The 21,443-nt window shown below is 70.9% G+C and carries 22 protein-coding genes; 16 read left to right on the plus strand and 6 right to left on the minus strand.

Annotated elements, in window-relative coordinates; all coding sequences use genetic code 11:
- The first annotated feature begins 41 nt into the window (after positions 1–41).
- Both lepA and Vgi01_RS00190 read left to right on the plus strand, forming a co-directional pair.
- Complete coding sequence (lepA, locus tag Vgi01_RS00185) at positions 42–1,919, plus strand: translation elongation factor 4 (protein WP_204289774.1); 1,878 nt, start codon at positions 42–44, stop codon at positions 1,917–1,919.
- A 224-nt stretch (positions 1,920–2,143) separates the two neighbouring features.
- On the plus strand, positions 2,144–2,431 hold the full coding sequence (locus Vgi01_RS00190) for a GlsB/YeaQ/YmgE family stress response membrane protein (protein WP_013735401.1): 288 nt from the start codon (positions 2,144–2,146) through the stop codon (positions 2,429–2,431).
- A 171-nt stretch (positions 2,432–2,602) separates the two neighbouring features.
- On the opposite strand, the gene Vgi01_RS00195 is transcribed toward Vgi01_RS00190, so the two are convergent.
- From Vgi01_RS00195 to Vgi01_RS00205, 3 genes are all read right to left on the minus strand, one after another.
- A complete protein-coding gene (locus Vgi01_RS00195; protein WP_204289775.1) occupies positions 2,603–3,508 on the minus strand; it encodes a phytanoyl-CoA dioxygenase family protein in 906 nt (301 codons plus the stop codon).
- A 218-nt stretch (positions 3,509–3,726) separates the two neighbouring features.
- The gene (locus Vgi01_RS00200; protein ID WP_043721689.1) at positions 3,727–4,590 is read right to left on the minus strand and encodes a hypothetical protein; all 864 of its coding nucleotides are present in this window, start codon (positions 4,588–4,590) and stop codon (positions 3,727–3,729) included.
- 121 nt (positions 4,591–4,711) lie between these two features.
- On the minus strand, positions 4,712–5,500 hold the full coding sequence (locus Vgi01_RS00205) for an enoyl-CoA hydratase-related protein (protein ID WP_204289776.1): 789 nt from the start codon (positions 5,498–5,500) through the stop codon (positions 4,712–4,714).
- Positions 5,501–5,520: 20 nt separating this feature from the next.
- On the opposite strand from Vgi01_RS00205, the gene hemW reads away from it, so the two are divergent.
- Positions 5,521–6,744 carry a radical SAM family heme chaperone HemW gene (hemW, locus tag Vgi01_RS00210; RefSeq protein WP_204289777.1) on the plus strand — a complete coding sequence of 408 codons (1,224 nt, stop codon included), beginning with the start codon at positions 5,521–5,523 and terminating at the stop codon, positions 6,742–6,744.
- Positions 6,745–6,759: 15 nt separating this feature from the next.
- Here the strand turns inward: hemW and Vgi01_RS00215 are convergent, their stop codons facing one another.
- Positions 6,760–7,359 carry a DUF4870 domain-containing protein gene (locus tag Vgi01_RS00215; RefSeq protein WP_204289778.1) on the minus strand — a complete coding sequence of 200 codons (600 nt, stop codon included), beginning with the start codon at positions 7,357–7,359 and terminating at the stop codon, positions 6,760–6,762.
- Positions 7,360–7,566: 207 nt separating this feature from the next.
- On the opposite strand from Vgi01_RS00215, the gene hrcA reads away from it, so the two are divergent.
- The 3 genes from hrcA (at position 7,567) to Vgi01_RS00230 (ending at position 10,553) form a co-directional block, all read left to right on the plus strand.
- On the plus strand, positions 7,567–8,589 hold the full coding sequence (gene hrcA, locus Vgi01_RS00220; protein WP_102659194.1) for a heat-inducible transcriptional repressor HrcA: 1,023 nt from the start codon (positions 7,567–7,569) through the stop codon (positions 8,587–8,589).
- A 73-nt stretch (positions 8,590–8,662) separates the two neighbouring features.
- The gene (gene dnaJ / locus Vgi01_RS00225) at positions 8,663–9,808 is read left to right on the plus strand and encodes a molecular chaperone DnaJ (protein ID WP_102659193.1); all 1,146 of its coding nucleotides are present in this window, start codon (positions 8,663–8,665) and stop codon (positions 9,806–9,808) included.
- 10 nt (positions 9,809–9,818) lie between these two features.
- Positions 9,819–10,553: a 16S rRNA (uracil(1498)-N(3))-methyltransferase gene (locus tag Vgi01_RS00230; RefSeq protein WP_102659192.1), complete on the plus strand. Its 735-nt coding sequence runs from the start codon at positions 9,819–9,821 to the stop codon at positions 10,551–10,553.
- A gap of 22 nt (positions 10,554–10,575) precedes the next feature.
- Here Vgi01_RS00230 and Vgi01_RS00235 read toward each other — a convergent pair whose 3' ends face one another.
- Complete coding sequence (locus Vgi01_RS00235) at positions 10,576–11,337, minus strand: SDR family NAD(P)-dependent oxidoreductase (protein WP_204289779.1); 762 nt, start codon at positions 11,335–11,337, stop codon at positions 10,576–10,578.
- Between the two features lie 94 nt (positions 11,338–11,431).
- On the opposite strand from Vgi01_RS00235, the gene Vgi01_RS00240 reads away from it, so the two are divergent.
- The 8 genes from Vgi01_RS00240 to Vgi01_RS00275 all read left to right on the plus strand — a co-directional run bounded on the left by Vgi01_RS00240 (position 11,432) and on the right by Vgi01_RS00275 (position 18,888).
- Positions 11,432–11,791 carry a histidine triad nucleotide-binding protein gene (locus Vgi01_RS00240; RefSeq protein WP_102659190.1) on the plus strand — a complete coding sequence of 120 codons (360 nt, stop codon included), beginning with the start codon at positions 11,432–11,434 and terminating at the stop codon, positions 11,789–11,791.
- Positions 11,788–13,176, plus strand: a complete 1,389-nt coding sequence (locus tag Vgi01_RS00245; protein ID WP_204289780.1) for a serine hydrolase domain-containing protein — start codon at positions 11,788–11,790, stop codon at positions 13,174–13,176. Before Vgi01_RS00240 ends, Vgi01_RS00245 begins: the two co-directional genes overlap by 4 nt.
- Positions 13,177–13,362: 186 nt before the next feature.
- A complete protein-coding gene (locus tag Vgi01_RS00250; protein WP_102659188.1) occupies positions 13,363–14,421 on the plus strand; it encodes a PhoH family protein in 1,059 nt (352 codons plus the stop codon).
- 16 nt (positions 14,422–14,437) lie between these two features.
- Entirely contained in the window at positions 14,438–14,911 is a 474-nt protein-coding gene (ybeY, locus tag Vgi01_RS00255) for an rRNA maturation RNase YbeY (RefSeq protein WP_102659187.1), read from the plus strand.
- Positions 14,887–16,293: a hemolysin family protein gene (locus tag Vgi01_RS00260; protein WP_199180261.1), complete on the plus strand. Its 1,407-nt coding sequence runs from the start codon at positions 14,887–14,889 to the stop codon at positions 16,291–16,293. Before ybeY ends, Vgi01_RS00260 begins: the two co-directional genes overlap by 25 nt.
- A complete protein-coding gene (locus Vgi01_RS00265; RefSeq protein ID WP_102659185.1) occupies positions 16,286–16,663 on the plus strand; it encodes a cytidine deaminase-like protein in 378 nt (125 codons plus the stop codon). The genes Vgi01_RS00260 and Vgi01_RS00265 overlap by 8 nt, the downstream gene beginning before the upstream one ends.
- Positions 16,660–17,559, plus strand: a complete 900-nt coding sequence (gene era / locus Vgi01_RS00270) for a GTPase Era (RefSeq protein ID WP_204289781.1) — start codon at positions 16,660–16,662, stop codon at positions 17,557–17,559. Before Vgi01_RS00265 ends, era begins: the two co-directional genes overlap by 4 nt.
- A 159-nt stretch (positions 17,560–17,718) precedes the next feature.
- The gene (locus Vgi01_RS00275) at positions 17,719–18,888 is read left to right on the plus strand and encodes an acyltransferase family protein (protein WP_204289782.1); all 1,170 of its coding nucleotides are present in this window, start codon (positions 17,719–17,721) and stop codon (positions 18,886–18,888) included.
- On the opposite strand, the gene Vgi01_RS00280 is transcribed toward Vgi01_RS00275, so the two are convergent.
- On the minus strand, positions 18,875–19,693 hold the full coding sequence (locus tag Vgi01_RS00280; RefSeq protein WP_239088734.1) for a DUF4097 family beta strand repeat-containing protein: 819 nt from the start codon (positions 19,691–19,693) through the stop codon (positions 18,875–18,877). The two genes, Vgi01_RS00275 and Vgi01_RS00280, sit on opposite strands and share 14 nt — an antisense overlap.
- Before the next feature lie 126 nt (positions 19,694–19,819).
- Here Vgi01_RS00280 and recO point away from each other — a divergent pair, with 126 nt between their 5' ends.
- Together recO and Vgi01_RS00290 are read left to right on the plus strand one after the other, a co-directional pair.
- Positions 19,820–20,632, plus strand: coding sequence for a DNA repair protein RecO (gene recO, locus Vgi01_RS00285; RefSeq protein ID WP_013735382.1), 813 nt, complete (start codon positions 19,820–19,822; stop codon positions 20,630–20,632).
- A 32-nt stretch (positions 20,633–20,664) separates the two neighbouring features.
- Positions 20,665–21,441 (plus strand): isoprenyl transferase, encoded by a 777-nt coding sequence (locus Vgi01_RS00290; RefSeq protein ID WP_199180260.1) that lies wholly within the window; start codon positions 20,665–20,667, stop codon positions 21,439–21,441.
- Positions 21,442–21,443: the final 2 nt, after the last annotated feature.

Consider the following 21,443-nt stretch of genomic DNA (forward strand, 5'->3'; position numbering starts at 1 on the left):
CGAGCCGGCCTGCTCACGTCAGCCGACCAGAACGGACCGCTGTGCCACCGACGCTCGATACCGGCGCGAACGCTCCTGGTGCCACCGACCCGGCGCGGATCAGGAACTTCTGCATCATCGCTCACATCGACCATGGGAAGTCGACCCTGGCCGACCGGATGTTGCAGCTCACCGGCGTGGTCGACCCTCGGCAGATGCGTGCGCAGTACCTCGACCGGATGGACATCGAGCGCGAGCGCGGCATCACGATCAAGAGCCAGGCCGTACGGATGCCGTGGACCATCCGCGATGGTGAGCGGGCCGGCGAGCAGGCCGTGCTCAACATGATCGACACCCCGGGGCACGTCGACTTCACCTACGAGGTGTCCCGCTCGCTGGCCGCCTGCGAGGGCGCGATCCTGCTTGTCGACGCCGCCCAGGGCATCGAGGCGCAGACCCTGGCCAACCTGTATCTCGCCCTTGAGAACGACCTGCACATCATCCCGGTGCTCAACAAGATCGACTTGCCGGCCGCCCAGCCGGAGAAGTACGCCGAGGAACTGGCCCACCTGATCGGCGGTGACCCGGCGGACTGCATCAAGGTCTCCGGCAAGACCGGTGAGGGTGTGCCGCACCTGCTCGACGAGATCGTCCGGCAGTTCGTCCCGCCGGTCGGTGACGCCGACGCGCCGGCCCGCGCGATGATCTTCGACTCGGTGTACGACGTCTACCGGGGCGTGGTCACCTACGTCCGGGTGATCGACGGGCGGATCAGCGCCCGCGACCGGATCAAGATGATGTCCACCGGCGCGGTGCACGAGTTGCTGGAGATCGGCGTCATCTCGCCGGAGATGGTGAAGTCCGAGGCGCTCGGCGTCGGCGAGGTCGGCTACCTGATCACCGGTGTGAAGGACGTCCGCCAGTCCCGGGTCGGTGACACGGTCACCATCAACGGGCGCCCGGCGGCCGAGCCGCTCGGCGGCTACAAGGACCCGAAGCCGATGGTCTACTCGGGCCTCTACCCGATCGACGGCTCGGACTACCCGGCCCTGCGCGACGCACTGGACAAGCTCAAGCTCAACGACGCCGCGCTGACCTACGAGCCGGAGACCTCCGGTGCGCTCGGCTTCGGGTTCCGCTGCGGCTTTCTCGGCCTGTTGCACCTGGAGATCATCGGCGAGCGGCTGGAGCGGGAGTTCAACCTGGATCTGATCTCCACCGCGCCGAACGTGGTCTACCGGGCCATCTCCGAGGACGGCCAGGAGGTCGTGGTCACCAACCCGAGCGAGTACCCCACGGGCAAGATCGCCGAGGTGTACGAGCCGACGGTGCGGGCCAGTGTGCTGACCCCGAACGACTACGTCGGTGCGGTGATGGAGCTGTGCCAGAGCCGTCGGGGCAGCCTGCTCGGCATGGAGTACCTCTCCGCCGACCGGGTGGAGCTGCGCTACACGCTGCCGCTGGCGGAGATCATCTTCGACTTCTTCGACCAGCTCAAGAGCCGCACCAAGGGCTACGCCTCGCTGGACTACGAGCCCACCGACGAGCAGGCGTCCGACCTGGTGAAGGTCGACATCCTGCTGCACGGCGAGCCGGTGGACGCGTTCAGCGCCATCGTGCACAAGGACAAGGCGTACGCCTACGGCACCACGATCGCCGCGAAGCTGCGCAACCTGATCCCGCGCCAGCAGTTCGAGGTGCCGATCCAGGCCGCCATCGGCAGCCGGGTCATCGCCCGGGAGACCATCCGGGCGATCCGCAAGGACGTGCTCGCCAAGTGCTACGGCGGTGACATCAGCCGCAAGCGCAAGCTGCTGGAGAAGCAGAAGGAAGGCAAGAAGCGGATGAAGATGGTGGGCCGGGTGGAGGTCCCGCAGGAGGCCTTCATCGCCGCGCTCTCCTCCGACTCCGGGGACGGGAAGCCCACCGGCAAGAAGTAGCCCCCCTCGGGTGCGGTAGTCGTTTCGCCGCAATGGCAGTCACCAGGCAATCCGGTGACCGCCATTGCGGCGAAACCGTGTTGACCCACGGGTACGGGCAGGGCGGTGAGACCGGTGGACTGTCGACCGGCATAGGTCGGTTTGAGTTCTTCGCGGGTCGGGCATTAGGCGGTCACGACAGGAAAACCACAAATGTGGATCGTCTTTTGTGAAGGAGAGCGACCATGGAGCTCACCGTCTGGGGCATCATCACCGCGCTGATCGTCGGTCTGATCGTCGGCGCACTGGGCCGCCTGGTGGTGCCGGGCCGTCAGCCCATGCCGATCTGGCTGCACATGCTCATCGGTGTCGGTGCCGCGCTGCTCGGTACCGTGATCGCCCGCGCCTCCGGCTTCGCCGAGACCGCCGGCATCGACTGGCGGGAGCTGATGCTCCAGGTGCTGCTGGCCGCCATCGCGGTCGCGCTGGTCGCCGGGGTCGGCCGCAGTCGCCGGGGCGTCACCCACCGGTAACCGCTGATCACAAAGAAAGGCACCCGACCTGAGTGGTCGGGTGCCTTTCTCGTGCGCATCTTGCTCTCATCAGCACCGGTGCGGCGGTGGGTGCCGCGAGGTGCTGCCGGGTGTTAAGAAGGGCACCCTTTTAGTACGCGAGGCGTTAATAAGGTGCCCTTCCTTGCATGCTCAGCGGAGCCAGGGGATGTTGCGGTTGAGCAGGCCGCGCTGCTTGAGTTCCTTGCGCAGCGGGATCTCGTCGTCGATGTAGCCGTCCCAGTTGATGCCCCAGTAGTTCGCGGTGTGGGTGCCCTCACCGCAGAGCTGGCGCTGCACCGGCGTGCGGTTGTTCCACCACTCGCCGTTCTTGTCGATGTGCAGCTCGTCGAGGGGACGGATCCACCGGTAGGTGTAGCCGACGAAGAGCATCTTGCGGGTGATGTTCGACAGGTTCGTCGACCGCGAGTGCCACTGGCGGCGGTCGAAGATGAAGGCGTCGCCCGGGTTGGCGGTGATCTCGACGGTGCCCTCCGGGTCCGGGTTGTGCACCGTGGTGTCCGCCGGACGCGGCAGCGAGTTCCACAGGTGGCTGCCCGGGATGACCTTGGTGGCGCCGCGGCCGGTCTCCGACAGGTCGGAGAGCACGTAGGCGACCTTCAGCGAGAACATCGGCCGGGGCAGGTTCGGGTCCATCGTCTCCGGGTCGGAGTTCTGCCGGTACCCGTCCTGGTGCCACCCCCAGTACGGCTTCTCCGGCTCCAGCGCCGGAGGAGTCACGTCGAGGTGGTTGTGGTGGCTGTAGATGTTCCACCCGGCCAGGCCCCACATGTACGGGAAGGCGATCGGGTGGGTGAGCAGGTCGCCGAAGAGCTCGTCGCGCTCAAGGAAGCCCAGCAGGTGCAGGGTGCCGTCCTTGGTGGTCTTGCCCTTGGCCTTCTCCTCGGCGTACACCCGGTCGACCGCGGCTTCGAGGGCGGCCCGGTGGTCCTCGGTCAGGACGTTGCGCAGCAGGAGAAATCCCTGCTCGTGGAACTCCTTGCGGTCGACGTCACTGATCGGTTCATAGCCGGTGCGGTCGCCGTAGTCGAAAGCCACGTCGTACCCTCCCCAAGAGGTGAAACCATTTCTGGCACAGGTGGCCGATCGTAACGCGCGATCGCACCGGCTGTCGGACCGCCCGCATCGATCCCTGCGATGATGACGACGCAGCGCAGCTGAGCGACTACCGCTAGTCACTCAGAGTGGCGATGCCGGGCCATTAATGGCGGAATGCCGGTTTTTGCGGTTACTGCGGGTAAGGAGATCGGGGTCTGTCAGGCGTCCGCGAAGACCTCGGCGACGACCTCGGCATGCTCCCGCGAACCGTCACCGACCCGGCTCCACGAACCACCCCGGTTGGTCCACTCCAGGTCGCCGAAGCGCACCCGCTTCACTCCGTGATCGTTGGCGTGGGCGACCAGCCAGTGCGCGTACCGCCAGCCATCGAGTTGGTTCGCCGCCGTGACCGTGAGCCCGGTCAGATGCGCCGTGGTCGCCGAGCCGGTCAACCCCCAGTCGAGGTTGAGACCCTGGGTCAGCGCGGTGGCGGCAGCCTCGCCCCGCATCGCCGGATCGTCGCCGAAGGTGCAGACCACCGCACCCGTGGCGTGGCCGAGCAGCGCGCGGGTGAGCACCTCCGACTCGTCGGCCCACTTCTCGTACGCCTCCGGGAAGGCGGACCGCTGCACCTTCTGCGCCGCGTCGGTGACCCGCATGTCCTGCCAGCCGCGCACCTTCTTCAGCGCGGCGTAGAACCGGTCGGCCGCGTACCGGGGGTCACGGATCTCCTCGGGACTGCCCCAACCCTGGCTCGGCCGCTGCTGGAACAGGCCTACCGAGTCGCGGTCCCCGCCGGCCAGGTTGCGCAGCCCGGACTCCTGGTAGGCGGTGGCGAGCGCCACCACCACGGCCCGGTCGGGAAGCTCGTGCTGGATGCCGATGGCCGCGATGGTCGCCGCGTTGGCCATCTGATGAGCGTCCAGGGTCACCTTCCCGTCGGCCTGCACGGTGCAGGCCCGGCTGGCCAAGGGCAGCCGTAGTCGCTCTCCCACCTGCCGCATGCCGAGCACGATGCCGATCACGGCGACCAGCACGACGACCAGGAAACCGCCCACGACCACCCGAGTTCGCACCCACACCTCCCGTACGACGTCCGCCGAAAGCGTACGTCCCTCAGCGCCCGACCTGGGTCGTCCGTCCAGTTCCACCGCGAGCGCGCGATCCGCGTCGGGACGGAAGTTCCCCGATGGCGGCCGATCCTCACCTGTCGAGTTCGGCGACCCAGCGCGGCGGACGCTTCTCCCGGAACGCGGTGACCCCCTCGATGCCGTCGCCGGACAGGAAGTAGCGGGTGGACAGGGTGCCCAGCTCCGCAAGTTCGGCGCGCAGGTCGGTGGCGGGTGGGCGGCGCAGCAGTTCCTTCGCCCCGGCCAGCGCCGACGGAGCGCCCCGCACCAGCGAGTCGAGGTAGCGCTGCACCGCGGCGTCCAACTCGTCGGTCGGCACCGCGGCGGTGACCAGACCGATCTGCGCCGCCCGCCGGCCGTCGAAGGTGTCGCCGGTCAGGTACAGCTCGGCCGCCGCCCGGGGATGCAGCCGGGGCAGCACGGTCGCCGAGATCACCGCCGGGATCACCCCGATGCGTACCTCGGTGAAGGCGAAGGTGGCCTCGGCGGCGCAGATCGCCAGGTCGGCCGCCGCGATCAGGCCCAGACCACCGGCTCGGGCCGGGCCGGCGACCCGGGCCAGCACCGGCTTCGGGCACTGCCGGACCGCCGCGAGCACGTCACCCAGCATCCCGGCGGGCACCGTCCCGCTGGCGTACGCCGCCGCCGTCTCCTTCAGGTCCGCCCCGGAACAGAAGACCGAGCCGGTGTGGTCCAGCACGATCACCCGGACCGTGTCGTCGGCGACCGCGGCGTCCAGCCCGGCCAGCAGTTGGGTCATCAACGGCGTGGAGAGGGCGTTGCGGTTGTGTGGGCTGTCCAGGGTGAGGGTGCTCACCCCGCGGGCCGTGGTGACCCGTACCAGCGCGTCGGGAGAGGTCATGGGAGGGCACACTAGTGGCCATGCCCGGCGTCCTTCCAGCAGGCGAACCCGTCCCGACCGACGGGTCGTTGCCCGCATCCGCCCGAGCGAGCGTCGGTGACCAGGGCTTCGGCGTGTACGTGCACGTGCCCTTCTGCGCCAGCCGCTGCGGCTACTGCGACTTCAACACCTACACGGCGCAGGAGCTGGGCGGCGGCGCGAGCCGGGACGGCTACGCCGACACCGTGCTGGCCGAGCTGGCCCTCGCCGCGCGGGTGCTGGGCGACCGTCCGCCCCGCCGGGTGGAGACCGTCTTCGTCGGCGGTGGAACCCCCACCCTGCTGCCCGCCGACGACCTGGCCCGCATCCTCGACGCCATCGACCGCACCTGGGGACTGGCCGCCGACGCCGAGGTGACCACCGAGGCCAACCCCGAGTCGGTCACCCCTGCCTCCCTCAAGGAGCTGCGGGCCGCCGGCTACACCCGGATCTCGCTGGGCATGCAGTCGGTCGCCCCCGGGGTGCTCGCCGTGCTCGACCGTCGACACAGCGCCGGTCGGGCCACGGCCGCCGCGCTGGAGGCCCGGGACGCCGGGTTCGACCACGTCAACCTGGATCTGATCTACGGGACGCCGGGGGAGCGGCCGGAGGACTTCGCCGCCTCGCTGGACCAGGTCGTGGCGGCGGGCGCCGACCACGTCAGCGCGTACGCCCTGATCGTCGAGGACGGCACCCGACTGGCCGCCCGGATGCGTCGCGGTGAACTGCCGTACCCGGACGACGACGTCGCCGCGGACCGTTACCTGGCCGCCGAGGCCGCCCTCGACGCGGCCGGCTTCTCCTGGTACGAGGTGTCCAACTGGGCCCGTACGCCATCGGGCCGGTGCCGGCACAACCTGCTCTACTGGACCGGCGGCGACTGGTGGGGCCTCGGGCCGGGGGCGCACAGCCACGTCGGTGGGGTGCGCTGGTGGAACGTCAAACACCCCACGGCGTACGCCCAACGCCTGGCCGCCGGCCGGTCACCCGGACTGGCGCGGGAGGTGCTGACCGCCGACGAGGCCCGGATGGAGGAGGTCATGCTCCGGCTGCGGCTGGCCGACGGACTGCCGCTGGACGTGCTCGACGACGCCGGTCGCGCGGCGGCGGCGCGGGCGGTGACCGACGGCCTGCTGGCCGCTCCCGCCCACGCGGCCGGCCGCGCGGTGTTGACCCTGCGCGGCCGGCTGCTCGCCGACGCCGTGGTGCGTGACCTGCTGCCCTGATGACGGGCTCAGGGATCAGGCCTTCACGAAGGAGTAGCTCATCGGGTACCGGTAGAGGGTGCCCTCATTGGCCTTGACGCCGCCGATGATGCCGAAGATCACCGGCACGATCCAGACCAGCATCGGGACGAAGAAGAGGATGCCGCAGGTGATCGCGGTGAGCACCCAGCTCAGCAGCCCGACGACCGCCCAGGTGAGCTGGAAGTTCAGGGCCGCGACGGCGTGCGCCCGGACGACCGGGGACTGCTGCCCGCGGGTCATGTTCGCGATCAGCGGCGCGACCCAGCCGAGCAGGCCACCACCGACGACCACGCCGAGCGGGCCGCCGAAGTGGGCGATCAGGGCCCAGGTCTTGTCTTCGTTGTTGCCGTAGCCGCCGCCGGGCGCGCCGTAGCCGCCGGTCGGGTAGCCGACACCGGGGGGCGGGTAACCGCCGGGCGGCGGATATCCACCCGGCGGCGGATAACCACCCGGCGGCGGGTAGCCGGCCGGCGGGGGCTGGTCACCGGGCGGCGGGTAGCCGCCGGGCGGGGGATAGCCGCCCTGGCCAGACGATCCGGAAACGGGAGCCGTGGGATCGTCGCCGAAACTCGGGGGACGAGGTGGTTCAGTCATGGGCTCACGGTAGGTGCCAGCGGCAATGGCGCACCATAGCGACACCGGCGAGTGTCAAGTCCCCGATCGGACTGCGGACAACTCCGTTTTCTTGATCATCGCGCTGCCGGGAGCCTCGACGTAGACTGGCACTCGCTACAGTCGAGTGCCAGGGCGCCCGCCGACGGTGGGTGACGCTCGACACTGACCTGCGACAGGAGGTGGGAGATGGGTCTCGACGACCGCAAGCTCGCCGTACTGCGGGCGATTGTCGAGGACTACGTCGCCACCCAGGAGCCGGTCGGCAGCAAGGCCCTGGTCGAGCGGCACCAGCTCGGTGTCTCGCCGGCCACCGTCAGGAACGACATGGCCGTGCTGGAGGAAGAGGGCTACATCCGGCAGCCGCACACCAGCGCCGGTCGAGTGCCCACCGACCGCGGCTACCGGCTGTTCGTCGACCGGTTGAGCCGGGTCAAGCCGCTCAGCCCGGCCGAACGCCGGGCGATCGAGCGGTTCCTGGCCGGCGCGGTCGACCTCGACGACGTGGTGCACCGCACCGTCCGGCTGTTGGCGCAGCTGACCCGGCAGGTCGCCGTGGTGCAGTACCCGAGCCTGGCCCGGTCCCGCGTACGGCATCTGGAGCTGGTGCCGATCTCCACCACCCGACTGATGCTCGTCGTGATAGCCGACACCGGGCGGGTCGAGCAGCGGCTGGTCGAACTGCCCGCCCCGATCCACGCCGACGACGTGCTGGACCTGCGTCGGACGGTCAACGAGAAGCTGGTCGGCATCCAGTTGTCGGAGACCCCACCGCTGGTGCAGGCCCTCATCGACGAGTGCGTTCCGCATCTGCGTGGTGCCATGACCACCCTGTCCACCGTGTTGCTGGAGACACTTGTCGAGCGGCACGAGGAGCGGATCGCGCTGGCCGGCACCGCCAACCTCGCCCGCGGCGGTCTACTGGACTTCCAGGGTTCCCTGCGGCCGATCCTCGAAGCCCTCGAGGAGGAGGTCGTGCTGCTCAAACTCATCGGCGAGGTGGAGCCGAGCACGCTACGGGTACGCATCGGTGACGAGAACGAGATCGACAACCTGCGGGCGGCCTCCGTGGTCAGCACCGGCTACGGCCCGGGCGCGACGATCGTCGGGGGGATGGGCGTGCTGGGGCCGACCCGGATGGACTACCCCGGGACCATCGCCACGGTGAGGGCCGTGGCACGCTACGTGGGCGAGCTGCTGGCCCAGAACTGATCAGTCAGGGCCGACGGTGGGCTGCCGCCGCCGACCGGCGTAACGCGAGACGAACACGAGGACACGGAACGCAGTGGCCAGGGACTACTACGGCATTCTCGGCGTCAGCCGGGGCGCCTCCGATGACGAGATCAAGCGCGCGTACCGCAAGCTCGCGCGGCAATTCCACCCGGACGTCAATCCGGATCCGGAGGCACAGGAGAAGTTCAAGGACATCAACGCCGCGTACGAGGTCCTCTCGGACGATCGGAAACGACAGATCGTCGACCTCGGCGGCGACCCGTTGGCCCCGGGCGGTGGCGGTGCCGGTGGCCCGGGCGGGCCCGGCGGCGCCGGGCCGTTCGTCGGCTTCCAGGACATCATGGACGCCTTCTTCGGCGGGGCCACCGGCGCCGGCCGGGGACCGCGACCGCGTACCCGACCGGGTGCCGACGCGATCCTGCGGCTGGAACTGGACCTGCAGGAGACCGCCTTCGGGGTGGAAGCGCCGATCACCGTGGACACCGCAGTGCTCTGCACCACCTGCTCCGGTGCGGGCACCGCCGCCGGCACCCACCTGGCGACCTGCGAGGCGTGCGGTGGCCGGGGCGAGGTGCAGTCGGTGCAGCGCACCTTCCTCGGTCAGGTGGTCTCCGCCCGGCCGTGCACCGTCTGCCAGGGCTACGGCACCACCATCCCGCACCCCTGCCCGACCTGCGCCGGTGACGGGCGGGTGCGGACCCGCCGGTCGCTGACCGTCAAGATCCCGGCCGGGGTCGAGGACGGCATGCGGATCCGGCTGGCCCAGCAGGGCGAGGTCGGTCCGGGTGGTGGCACCGCCGGTGACCTCTACGTCGAGATCCACGAGCGGCCGCACGACGTCTTCTCCCGCAAGGGCGACGACCTGCACTGCCGGGTCACCGTGCCGATGACCGCCGCGGCGCTCGGCACCCGGCTGACCATCAAGACGCTCGACAGCGAGGAACCGGTCGACGTCAAGGCGGGCACCCAGCCCGGCAGCACGTTGCGGTTGCGGGCCCGGGGCGTACCCCACCTGCGTGGGACCGGTCGTGGTGACCTCTACGTCCACCTCGACGTGCGTACCCCGACCAAGCTCGACGCCGACCAGGAGCGGATGCTGCGCGACTTCGCCAAGACCCGGGGCGAGGAGGTCGCCGAGCTGACCAAGCAGGGCGGCTTCTTCTCCCGGATGCGCGACGCGTTCAACGGTCACGGCTGACCGGCGTCCCGTGTCCGCTCCGCTGTTCCTGGTCGAGTCGCTGCCCGCCGCCGACACGATGGTGCTCGACGGCCCCGAAGGGCACCACGCCGCCACCGTGCAACGGCTACGGGTCGGCGAGGAACTGCTGCTCGGCGACGGCCGGGGCGGCACGGCCGCCGCCGTGGTCAGCGCCGTCGGCCGGGGCACCCTCGACCTTGAGATCACCGACCGGGGGTACGTCGACGCGGCGAACCCCCGGCTGGTGGTGGTGCAGGGCATCGCCAAGGGCGACCGGGGTGAACTGGCCGTACAGGCGATGACCGAGGCGGGCGTGGACGAGATCGTCCCCTGGGCGGCCGGCCGGTCGGTCGCGCAGTGGCGCGGAGACCGGGGCGTACGGGCCCGGGACAAGTGGGTGGCCACGGCCCGCGAGGCGGCGAAGCAGGCCCGCCGGGCGTGGCTGCCCGTGGTGGCAGGCGCGCCGGACGAGTCCACCGCATCGGTGGCCCGACGCATCTCCGGCGCCGCCGCCGGCTACGTCCTGCACGAGGAGGCGACCGACCGGCTGACCACCGTCGAGCTGCCCGAGGCGGGCGAGATCGTGCTGGTGGTCGGCCCCGAGGGCGGCATCACCCCGGCCGAGCTGGCAACGTTTGAGGAGGCCGGCGCGCACCCGGTCCGCCTCGGCCCCTCGGTGCTGCGTACCTCCACCGCCGGCGTGGCCGCCCTGGCCGTCCTCGCCACCCGCCTCCTGCGCTGGTAGACCCCGCTGTCGGCCTGCTGCGTCAGGTGCGCAGGTAGGAGGCGCCGTTGAGGTCGATGATGGTGCCGGAGGCCCACTCCGCCTCGGGGCTGGCCAGCCAGTGCACGGCGGCGGCGATCTCCTCGGGCCGGGCCACCCGGTCGAACGGGCTCTGCGCCCGGATGGCGTCGCCGCGCGGTGCCTTCAGGTGCTCGTTGGTCATGTCCGTCTCGACGAAGCCGGGCGCGACCGTGGCCACCGCAATGCCGTACGGTGCCAGGGCCACCGCCAACGACTGGGCCATCGCGTTGAGACCGGCCTTGCTGGCGCCGTACGCCGGATTGGTCGGCTCGCCGCGGAACGCGCCGCGCGAGGAGACGTTGACGATTCGCCCACCTCGCGTGCGCATGTGCTGGGCGGCGCACCAGGCGGCGTTGGCCGCCCCGAACAGGTTGGTGTCGCAGACCTCGCGCCAGCGTTGCCGCCACTGCTCGTAGCTGCTGCCGAAGACGGGGTGCGGCGGGTCGGCCGGCCCGAACACGCCGGCGTTGTTGACAAGTACGTCGAGCCCGTCGAGGCGGTCGGCGGCCTCGTCCACCATCGCCCGTACGGCGTCGGGGTCGGCGAGGTCGGCGCGGACCACGGTGTGGCCGGTGCCCGGCAGTTCGGCCCGCAGCTGCTCGGCCAGGTCGGCCGAGTCGCGGTGGTGGATCGCCACCCGGTCGCCGGAGGCGGCGAAGGCCTGCACCACCGCCCGCCCGATGCCCCGTGAACCGCCCGTGACCAGCACTGCCCGTTCCGCCATGGGCGACATCCTGCCGTACCTGCGCGGTGGTGTTAACAAGGGGCCCTTGCTCTACCTGAGGCGTTAAGCAGGGGCCCTTCCTTACACTGCCCGGGTGAGTACTGACTGTCTGTTCTGCCGGATCGTCGCCGGGGAGATCCCGGCCACGGTGGTCCGCGAGACCCCCACCACGCTCGCCTTCCGCGACATCGACCCGAAGGCGCCGGTGCACGTGCTGGTCATCCCGAAGGAGCACTACGCCGACGTGGCCACCCTCGGCCAGGGCGACCCGGCGCTGGCCGGTGAGGTGCTCGCCACGGCCGCCGCGGTGGCCGAGGACGAGGGGCTGCTCGGCGACGGCTTCCGGCTGATGTTCAACACCGGCCCCTACGGCGGCCAGGAGGTGTTCCACGTGCACGCGCACGTGCTGGGCGGTGCGCCGCTCGGACCGATGTTGGCCCGGAGCGTGGCGTGAGTTCGGCCGCCGGCCGTACCGCCGCCGCCCAGCAGCTCGAACGGCTGGTGCGGCGGGTCCAGGCGCAGGCTCGGGTGCCGGCGGTCTCGGCCGCCGTGCACCGGGCCGACCGGGCGCTGTGGACGTGCACGGTCGGCGGCACCGGCAACGACACCGCGCTCGACGAACAGACCCGGTTCCGGATCGGGTCGGTGACCAAGACCTTCACCGCCGTACTGGTCATGCAGTGTCGCGACGACGGGCTGCTCGACCTCGACGATCGGTTGGACCGGCACCTCGACCTGCCGGCACACGGCGAGCTGACCGTACGCCGGTTGCTGTCGCACACCGCGGGCCTGCAACGCGAGCCGTACGGCGACGTCTGGGACACGCTGCGGGTGCCCGACGCCGACCGGCTCGTCGCCGAGCTGGACCGGGCCGAGCGGGTGTTGCCGCCCGGCCGGCGGTTCCACTACTCCAACCTCGGCATGGCGCTGCTCGGCCGGCTGGTCGGGCAGGTACGCGCAAGCACCTGGGCCGAGGTGCTTACCGAGCGGGTGCTGACTCCGCTCGGACTGACCAGCACCACGGTTTCGCCAGGCCCCCGGGCGGCCACCGGTTACCTGGTCGACGCGTACTCCGACGAGGCGCATCCGGAGCCGCCGAGCGACTTCGGTGCCGTCGGCCCGGCCGCCCAGCTCTGGAGCACGGCCACCGACATGGCCCGTTGGGCGGCCTTCCTGGCCGACCCGGCGGCGATGGACGCGACCGGCCGGGTGCTCGGCCCGGCCACCCTGGAAGAGATGCGCTGGCCGGTCACGGTCACCGACGAGGCGCTCTGGAACGCCGGGTTCGGCCTCGGCCTGATCCTGGTGCCGCAGGGTGACCGGGTGGTGCACGTCGGGCACGACGGCGCCATGCCCGGATTCCTGGCCGGGGCGTACGGCCGCCGGGGCGGCGAGGGCACCCCTGCCGCCTTCGGGGCTGCCGTGCTGGGCTCCTCGGGCACCTCGGCGGAGCTGCTGGAGCTGCCGCACCGGCTGCTCGCCGCCGCCGTCGAGCACGACCCCGCCGAGATCACTCCGTGGCGACCCGGCGACCCGGCCCCCGCCCAGCTGCGTGGGCTGCTCGGCCGCTGGTGGGGCGAAGGCTTCCAGTACGTGTTCAGTTGGCGGGACGGGACCCTCCAGGCCCGGGGCGCGGACGATCCGCCGGGCAAGCCGCCGGCGGTCTTCGCGCCGCAACCGGACCGGCCGGACGTGTTCCGTACGGTCGCCGGGCGGGAGGTCGGCGAGTTGCTCCGGCTGACCCGCGACGGTGACGGGGTGGTGGTCCGGATGCACTGGGCGACATACCGGTTCACCCGGCACCAGGAGGCCTTCGACGGGTACGACTTCCGGGCCTGACCCGCCCGGACAGCCGCGCCTTTTGTAGCGTTTCGTCCGCTCGTGTACGCCTGTGTCGTGCCAGCGGAATTGGGCAGCGTGTCCGCGCGGGCGACCCGATACGATGGAGGTAACGTCAGCATGCCGTGGCGCCAGGCCCGGCACCGAGATCGAGAGCAGGTGGCGCAGGGCCCTTCGGCCCGACCTATGACCGGCACCCCACCTCCCGGCCCACCCCGGGTGCAGACCAGGATCACCGTCCCCGACTCGAAGATCATGGTGAACCTGCTCGGCGCGGGTGACGAGATCCTGCGACTGGTCGAGCGCTCGGTGAACAGCGACGTGCACGTGCGGGGCAACGAGATCACCATCACCGGCGCGCCCGCCGACAATGCCCTCGCCGAGCGGATCTTCAGCGAGCTGCTCGAACTCATCGAGAAAGGCGAGACCCTGACCACAGATGCTGTCCGGCGTACCGTCGGCATGCTCGAACAGGGTGGCACGGAACGACCCGCCGAGGTGCTCACCCTCAACATCCTCTCCCGGCGCGGGCGCACCATCCGGCCCAAGACGCTCGGGCAGAAGCGCTACGTCGACGCGATCGACGCGCACACCATCGTCTTCGGCATCGGCCCGGCCGGTACCGGCAAGACCTACCTCGCCATGGCCAAGGCGGTCCAGGCGTTGCAGGCCAAGCAGATCAACCGGATCATCCTGACCCGGCCCGCCGTCGAGGCGGGGGAGCGGCTGGGCTTCCTGCCCGGCACGCTCAACGAGAAGATCGATCCGTACCTGCGTCCGCTCTACGACGCGCTGCACGACATGCTCGACCCGGAGACGATCCCGAAGCTGATGGCGGCGGGCACGATCGAGGTCGCCCCGCTGGCGTACATGCGGGGCCGCACGTTGAATGACGCGTTCATCATTCTCGACGAGGCGCAGAACACCACGCCCGAGCAGATGAAGATGTTCCTCACCCGACTCGGCTTCGGCTCGAAGATCGTGGTGACCGGTGACGTCACCCAGGTCGACCTGCCCGGTGGGACGACAAGCGGCCTTCGGGTCGTCCGGGAGATCCTGGCCGGCGTCGAGGACGTGCACTTCGCGCAGCTGTCCAGCGCCGACGTGGTACGCCACCGACTGGTGGGTGAGATCGTCGACGCGTACGCCCGCTGGGACGCCGAGCGGGAGAATCAGCAGGCGCAGGCCGTGCACGCGGTGCCGGGGCGCAACGCCCAGGGCAACCGCGCCGGTCGGCGCCGCTAAGACCGAGGGAAGACAGTTGTCCATCGAGATCGCCAACGAGTCGGGTGTCGCCGTCGACACCGACGCCGTGCTGGCCGTCGCCCGGCACGCACTCGACGAGATGGGGGTCAACCCCCTCGCCGAGCTGTCCGTGCTGCTTGTCGACGTCGGCTACATGACCGAGCTGAACCATCGCTGGATGGGCGGCGACGGCCCGACCGACGTGCTCGCCTTCCCCATGGACGAGGGCAGCATCGACCACGGGCCGGGCGAGAACGCGGCCGTCGGCGGAGAGCCGGCCCTGCTCGGTGACATCGTGCTCTGCCCGGAGGTGGCGGCGAAGCAGGCGGCCACCGCGGGTCACAGCGCCGCCGACGAGCTGCACCTGCTCACCGTGCACGGCGTCCTGCACCTGCTCGGCTACGACCACGCGGAGCCGGAGGAGGAGCGGGAGATGTTCGGGCTCCAGGCCCGGTTGTTGTCGAGCTGGCGGTCGACCCGCACCCAGTGATGGATACCTCGCTGGCCGCGTCCGCCACCGGCCTACCCGACCTGCAACTACTCGCCTTCGCCGCCGGGCTGGTGGTGCTCGGCGGTCTCATCGCGATGACCGAGGCCGCCCTGGCCGCGGTCTCGCCGGCTCGGGCCGCCGAGCTGGCCCGGGAGGGTGCGCGGGGCGCGCCCACCCTGCAACTGGTCGCCGGTGACGTGGTCCGCCACCTCAACCTGCTGCTCCTGCTGCGGCTGCTTGCCGAGCTGACCGCCACCACGCTTGTGGCCCTGGTCGCGGTGGACACCTTCGGTGCGGGCTGGCGGGCGGCGCTGGTCACCGCCGGGGCGATGACCGTGGTCAGCTTCGTCGCGGTGGGTGTGGGTCCGCGCACCATCGGGCGACAGCACGCGTACGCGGTGGCCCGGTTCGCCGCGCCGCTGGTGCGCTGGCTCGGCCGGGCACTCAACCCCCTCGCATCGCTGCTGATCCTGATCGGCAACGCGGTCACGCCGGGTCGCGGGTTCCGGGAAGGACCCTTCGCCACCCAGGTCGAGCTGCGGGAACTTGTCGACCTCGCGGAGCAGCGGGGCGTCGTCGAACACGGCGAACGGCAGATGATCCACTCGGTCTTCGCGCTCGGTGACACCATCGCCCGCGAGGTCATGGTGCCGCGTACCGAGATGGTGTGGATCGAGTCGACCAAGACGCTGGCGCAGGCGTTGGCGCTGTTCCTGCGTTCCGGGTTCTCCCGCATCCCGGTGATCGGCGAGAGCGTCGACGACGTGCTCGGTGTGCTCTACCTCAAGGACCTCATCCGGCGTACCCAGGGTGGTGCCGCCGAGGACCGTCAGCTGCCGGTGGCCGAGCTGATGCGCCCGGCCACGTTCGTGCCGGACTCCAAGCCCGTCGACGACCTGCTGTCGGAGATGCAGGCCGCCCGCAACCATCTGGTGATCGTCGTCGACGAGTACGGCGGCACCGGCGGGCTGGTCACCATCGAGGACATCCTGGAGGAGATCGTCGGCGAGATCACCGACGAGTACGACGTCGAGCGTCCGCCGATCGAGCAACTGCCCGACGGCGCGGTGCGGGTCACCGCCCGACTGCCGGTCGAGGATCTCGGCGAACTGTTCGACACCGAGTTGCCGCACGACGAGGTGGAAACCGTCGGCGGCCTGCTCGCCCAGTGCCTCGGCCGGGTGCCGATCCCCGGAGCGGAGGTCGAGGTGGCCGGGCTGCAGCTGCTCGCCGAGGGCACCACCGGCCGACGCAACCGGATCGACACGGTGCTGGTGCGCCGGGTCGAGCCGACCGACACCCAGGACAACCCGGGCGGTGGGCCGACCGCCTCCCGGGGCGACACCGATCGATCAGAGGAGAGGCAACCCGCCGATGCCTGAGTCACCTGCCGTACCAGCCGCCGTACCCGCCGGCTCCGAGCTCAGCGCCGAGGACGGCAAGCTGGTCATCCTGGCCCGGGGAGCCCGGGGTCGGGTGGGTGCCGTGGAGGGCGCCGCGGTCCGCGACCAGGACGGTCGGACGTACGCGGCGGCCAGCGTGTCGCTGCCCTCGTTGACGATCACCGCGTTGCAGTTGGCGGTCGCCTCGGCGGCGGCGGCCGGCGCCACCCGGTTGGAGGCCGCTGCCGTGGTCACCGAGGCATCCACTCTCGACGGTGCGGGGTACGCGGCCGTCCGCGACCTGGCCGCCGATGCGCCGGTGCACGTGGCCGCGCCGGACGGCACGGTGCTCGGCACGGTGACCGAGTGAGCGCCGAGCCGACGCCGCGCGCCTACCGGGCGGGCTTCGCCTGCTTCGTCGGTCGACCCAACGCCGGCAAGTCCACGCTCACCAACGCGATCGTCGGGCAGAAGATCGCCATCACCTCGAACAAGCCGCAGACCACCCGGCACATCATCCGGGCGGTGCTGCACCGGCCGGACTCGCAGCTCGTGCTCGTGGACACGCCGGGTCTGCACCGGCCGCGCACCCTGCTCGGCGAGCGGCTCAACGACCTGGTCCGGCAGACCTGGAGCGAGGTCGACGTGATCGGCCTGTGCATCCCCGCCGACGAGCCGATCGGCCGTGGCGACCGGTTCATCACCGGCGAGCTGGCCGAGTTGAAGGCGACAGTGCTGGCGGTGGTCACCAAGACCGACCTGGTGGACAAGAAGCGGCTGGCCGAGCAGCTGCTCGCCGTCAGCGAGCTGGGCGAGTTCGCCGAGGTGGTACCGGTCAGCGCGGTCGCCGGCCACCAGGTGGACACGCTCGTCGAGGTGATGACGCGGTACCTGCCCGAGTCTCCGCAGCTCTATCCCGACGACATGCTCACCGACGACCCGGAGCAGGTGCTTGTCGCGGAGCTGGTCCGGGAGGCCGCCCTGGAGGGTGTCCGGGACGAGCTGCCGCACTCCATCGCGGTGGTGGTCGAGGAGATGATCCCCGAGGGACAGCTGACGAAGATCTACGCCGATCTGTACGTCGAGCGGCCCAGCCAGAAGGCGATCGTCATCGGGCACCGGGGCAGCCGGCTCAAGGCGGTGGGCACCGCGGCCCGGCGGCAGATCGAGGAGCTGCTGGGCACCCGGGTCTACCTCGACCTGCATGTGCGGGTGGCCAAGGACTGGCAACGCGACCCCAAGCAGCTGCGCAAACTCGGCTTCTGACAGCGCCGGTAATCCGGACTTCTCGCGTCGCATCTGGCTGATCGGTACCGGTCAGGCATATGGGAAGGTTCACTATCTGGCCGGGCCTCTGGGCGTTTCCGCCGCCCACCCCGGAGGGTAGAGAGACGTACCTATGCCCCCGGATACAGATGCAGGCTGATGCGAAATCGATACCTGGACCTGCTGCGCTTCCTGGCCATCGTGCGAGTCGTCGTCTACCACGTCACCGGTTGGGCGTCGCTGACCCTGCTGTTCCCGGCGATGTCGGTGATGTTCGCCCTGGCCGGGTCGCTGATGGCGACCTCGCTGCACAGGTCCGGCCCCACCGCGGTCGGCCGTCGGCTGCGTCGACTGCTGCCGTCGCTGTGGGTGGTGGCCGCGATCTTCGTACCGGCGATGCTGCTGACCGGGTTGCCGCTGACGCCGAAGGTGCTGCTCTGGCTCTTCCCGGTCGCCGATCCACCGGCGAACTACTGGGGCGCGTTGGCGCTGAGCCCGATCTGGTACCTGCGGGACTACCTGTGGTTCGTGCTCGCCTCACCGGTCGCGCTCTGGCTGTTCCGGCGTTATCCACTGCCCACCCTGCTCGCCCCGTACTGCCTGCTGTTGGCGATCGAGTTGGGCATCTACCCCAACGCCCCCGGCGTGCTGCGGGAGTTCGGGCTCTACTTCGGTGCGTGGCTGCTCGGCTTCGCCCACCAGGCGGGGATGCTGCGCCGCCTGGCGAACCGGGTGCTGGTGCCGACCGTGCTCGCCCTCGCGGTGACCGGCGGTGCCTGGCTGCTGGCCCACCCCGGGCCGCGCGGCTACGACCTGAACGACAACCCGCTCGGCAACGCCCTCTGGTCAGCTGCGTTCATCCTGGTGGCGCTGGGCCGGGCCCCGTCGAGTGCGAACTGGGTGGACCGTAACCCGGTCTTCGGTCGCGCGGTCACCGTGCTGAACCGCCGGGCGTTGACCGTCTACCTGTGGCACATGGCGTTCGTGGTGGCGCTCACCCCGCTGGTGGACGTGTTCGGCTGGTCGCATCAGGACCTGCTGGGCCTGGCGATCCGGGTGATCCTGGTCTTCCTGCTGGTGGGGGTGGTCACCGCACTCGTCGGCTGGGTCGAGGACGTCGCGGCGGGGCGCCCGCCCGAGTTGATCCCCGGCGGACGCCACCACGCCGTGCCGGCCGCCCGCGGGCACGCGGAACCCCGCCGCGGTGTCGCGCCCGATCGGGCCGCCGAGCCCGGCGAGATGGCCGTACCGGGTCAGCGTGACCGGTCGGCCGAGCCTCGGGAGGACGCCGTGTCGGGTCGGCGGGGCCGGGACATCACCGGGTCATGAGGGAGATGTCGCCGCTGCCCGTCCGCACGTCGAGCACCAGAGCGGCGGCCGGGTCGTTCGGTACGCTCACGTCGACCGAACCGGAACCGGCCTCGGACCGGATCTGGTAGCTGCCGGCGGGTACCCGCAGCTCGACGTTGCCGCTCGACGCGTGCGCGCGGGCCGAGGCGGGCACGTCCAGCTCGACCGTCACGTTGCCCGACGAGGCCTGTGCGTCCACCTCCCCGCGCAGCCGGGTGGCGGTGATGTCTCCGGAGCCGGTCCGCAGCACCACGGTGGACGTCAGGTCGTACACCTCGATCTCGCCGGAGCCGCTCTCCACCCGGACCGGGCCGGCGGCACCGACCACCCGGACGTCGCCCGAACCGACAGTCACCTCGACCTGTCCCACCCAGCTCAGGTCGATGTTGCCCGAACCGGTCCTGCCCTCGACCCGGACCCCCTCGCCCGCGACCACCTCGTAGGAGACGCTGCACCGGCGTCCGCACGAGGTGTCCAGCACCAGTTCGGTGCCCTTGATCTCGTACGTGATGCCCGGCTCGTCACCCTGGTAGCGGACCACCCGCTTGATGCGGATCCGGTCCGGTTCGCCGTCGGCGCGGACCACCACGTCACCGGCACCCGGCAGCAGGCGGATGCTGCTGATCTTGGCTTCCTCGGTGGTGTCGAAGTCGAGCCGACGGAAGGAGAGGTTGTTGCAGCCGGCCAGGACGGTCAGGGCGATCGCCGCGGCGATCGCCGTGCCGACCCGACGGACCGGGGTACGCCGAGCAGGTCGAGGGGGAGTGGTCGGGTGTGCAGCCATGCCGAGCACGCTAACGCCGGTGCTGGTGGGGGCACATCCGGGTCAGCGGCCCCCGATACCCGGAGCGGACCCTGAAATCCGACCCGGGGTGCCGACGGGTGTCCGGCCGGGAGGGACAATGACGCGATGGCCGGATACCGCCGACAGCTCTACCGCGACGACGCGGTGGTGTTGCGCGTACAGAAGCTCGGCGAGTCCGACCGGATCGTCACCCTGCTCACCCGGCGGCACGGCCGGCTGCGGGCGGTGGCCCGAGGCGTACGCCGGACGACCTCCAAGTTCGGTGCCCGGTTGGAGCCGTTCGGCCACGTCGACCTGCAACTCGCCGGTGACCCCAAGGGGGAGTTGGGCAGTTCCCTGCACACGGTCAGCCAGGTCGAGGGGATCGACCTGTACGGCAAGCGGTTCCTCGGCGACTATCCCCGCTACACGGCGGCCAGCGCGATCGCCGAGACCGCCGAGCGGCTCACTCCGGTGGAGCGGGAACCGTCGTTGCGGCTGTTCCAACTCACCCTGGGCGCGCTGCGGGCCCTCGCCCAGGGAGAACACGCCATCACCCTGGTGCTCGACGCGTACCTGCTGCGGGGCATGGCCCTGGCCGGCTGGGCGCCCGCATTGACCGCCTGCGCCGTCTGCGGCACCCCCGGCCGGCACCGGGCCTTCTCGGTGCCCGCCGGAGGCGCGGTCTGCCCGGACTGCCGTCCCCCGGGTGCCGCTCATCCCGCCCCGGCCACCATCGACCTGATGTCCGCGCTTGTCGGCGGAGACTGGCGGGTCGCCAACGCCACCGACACCGGGGTACGCCGGGAGTGCAGCGGGCTCGTCGCGGCGCACCTGCAGTGGCATCTGGAGCGCACGCTACGCTCGCTGCCGCTGGTCGATCGGGGTGGCCCGGCGACCACAGCGGTCCCAGAGCGTGAACAGGGGAGAGCCGAGTGATCCGATCCACCAGGGCCGGCCGGCGCGAGCCGGTGCCGCCGACCCCGCACCCGTCGGGTGCCCGGCCGCCGGCGCTGCCGCCGGGGGCGGTGCCCAAGCACGTCGCCGTGGTGATGGACGGCAACGGCCGCTGGGCCAAGGAGCGGGGGCTGCCCCGCACCAAGGGACACGAGGCGGGGGAGTTCTCGCTCTTCGACACCGTCGAGGGGGCCATCGAGATGGGCATCCCCTACCTGTCGGCGTACGCCTTCTCCACCGAGAACTGGCGGCGCTCGCCGGACGAGGTCCGGTTCCTGATGGGCTTCAACCGTGACGTCATCCGTCGACGCCGGGACCAGCTGATCGACCTCGGGGTGCGGGTGGTCTGGTCGGGTCGGGCCGGGCGGCTGTGGAAGAGCGTGATCAGCGAGTTGCAGACCGCCGAGGAGATGTCCCGGGGCAACTCGACGCTGACCCTGCAGTTCTGCGTCAACTACGGCGGGCAGGCGGAGATCGCCGACGCCGCCGCCGCGATCGCCCGGGAGGTGGCCGCCGGCCGGCTCGACCCGGCGAAGGTGACCGAGAAGACCGTCGCCCGCTACCTCTACCACCCCGAGGTGCCCGAGGTGGACCTGTTCCTGCGGCCCTCCGGTGAGCAGCGCACCTCGAACTTCATGCTCTGGCAGAGCGCGTACGCCGAACTGGTCTTCCTGGACACGCTCTGGCCGGACTTCGACCGCCGCCACCTCTGGTACGCCTGCGAGCTGTACGCGCAGCGGGACCGCCGCTTCGGTGGCGCGCTACCCAACCCGGTGGCACCGACCACCTGAAC

The sequence above is a fragment of the Micromonospora gifhornensis genome (assembly GCF_016863515.1).
Classification (GTDB): Bacteria; Actinomycetota; Actinomycetes; order Mycobacteriales; family Micromonosporaceae; genus Micromonospora; species Micromonospora gifhornensis.

Coding starts and splice junctions, on each gene's coding strand:
- Vgi01_RS00190 (WP_013735401.1), top strand. CDS start 2,144: ATGGAGCTCACCGTCTGGGGCATCATCACCGCGCTGATCGTCGGTCTG.
- Vgi01_RS00205 (WP_204289776.1), bottom strand. CDS start 5,500: ATGACCTCTCCCGACGCGCTGGTACGGGTCACCACGGCCCGCGGGGTG.
- hemW (WP_204289777.1), top strand. CDS start 5,521: ATGCCCGGCGTCCTTCCAGCAGGCGAACCCGTCCCGACCGACGGGTCG.
- Vgi01_RS00215 (WP_204289778.1), bottom strand. CDS start 7,359: ATGACTGAACCACCTCGTCCCCCGAGTTTCGGCGACGATCCCACGGCT.
- hrcA (WP_102659194.1), top strand. CDS start 7,567: ATGGGTCTCGACGACCGCAAGCTCGCCGTACTGCGGGCGATTGTCGAG.
- Vgi01_RS00235 (WP_204289779.1), bottom strand. CDS start 11,337: ATGGCGGAACGGGCAGTGCTGGTCACGGGCGGTTCACGGGGCATCGGG.
- Vgi01_RS00250 (WP_102659188.1), top strand. CDS start 13,363: ATGACCGGCACCCCACCTCCCGGCCCACCCCGGGTGCAGACCAGGATC.
- Vgi01_RS00265 (WP_102659185.1), top strand. CDS start 16,286: ATGCCTGAGTCACCTGCCGTACCAGCCGCCGTACCCGCCGGCTCCGAG.
- Vgi01_RS00275 (WP_204289782.1), top strand. CDS start 17,719: ATGCGAAATCGATACCTGGACCTGCTGCGCTTCCTGGCCATCGTGCGA.
- Vgi01_RS00280 (WP_239088734.1), bottom strand. CDS start 19,693: ATGGCTGCACACCCGACCACTCCCCCTCGACCTGCTCGGCGTACCCCG.
- recO (WP_013735382.1), top strand. CDS start 19,820: ATGGCCGGATACCGCCGACAGCTCTACCGCGACGACGCGGTGGTGTTG.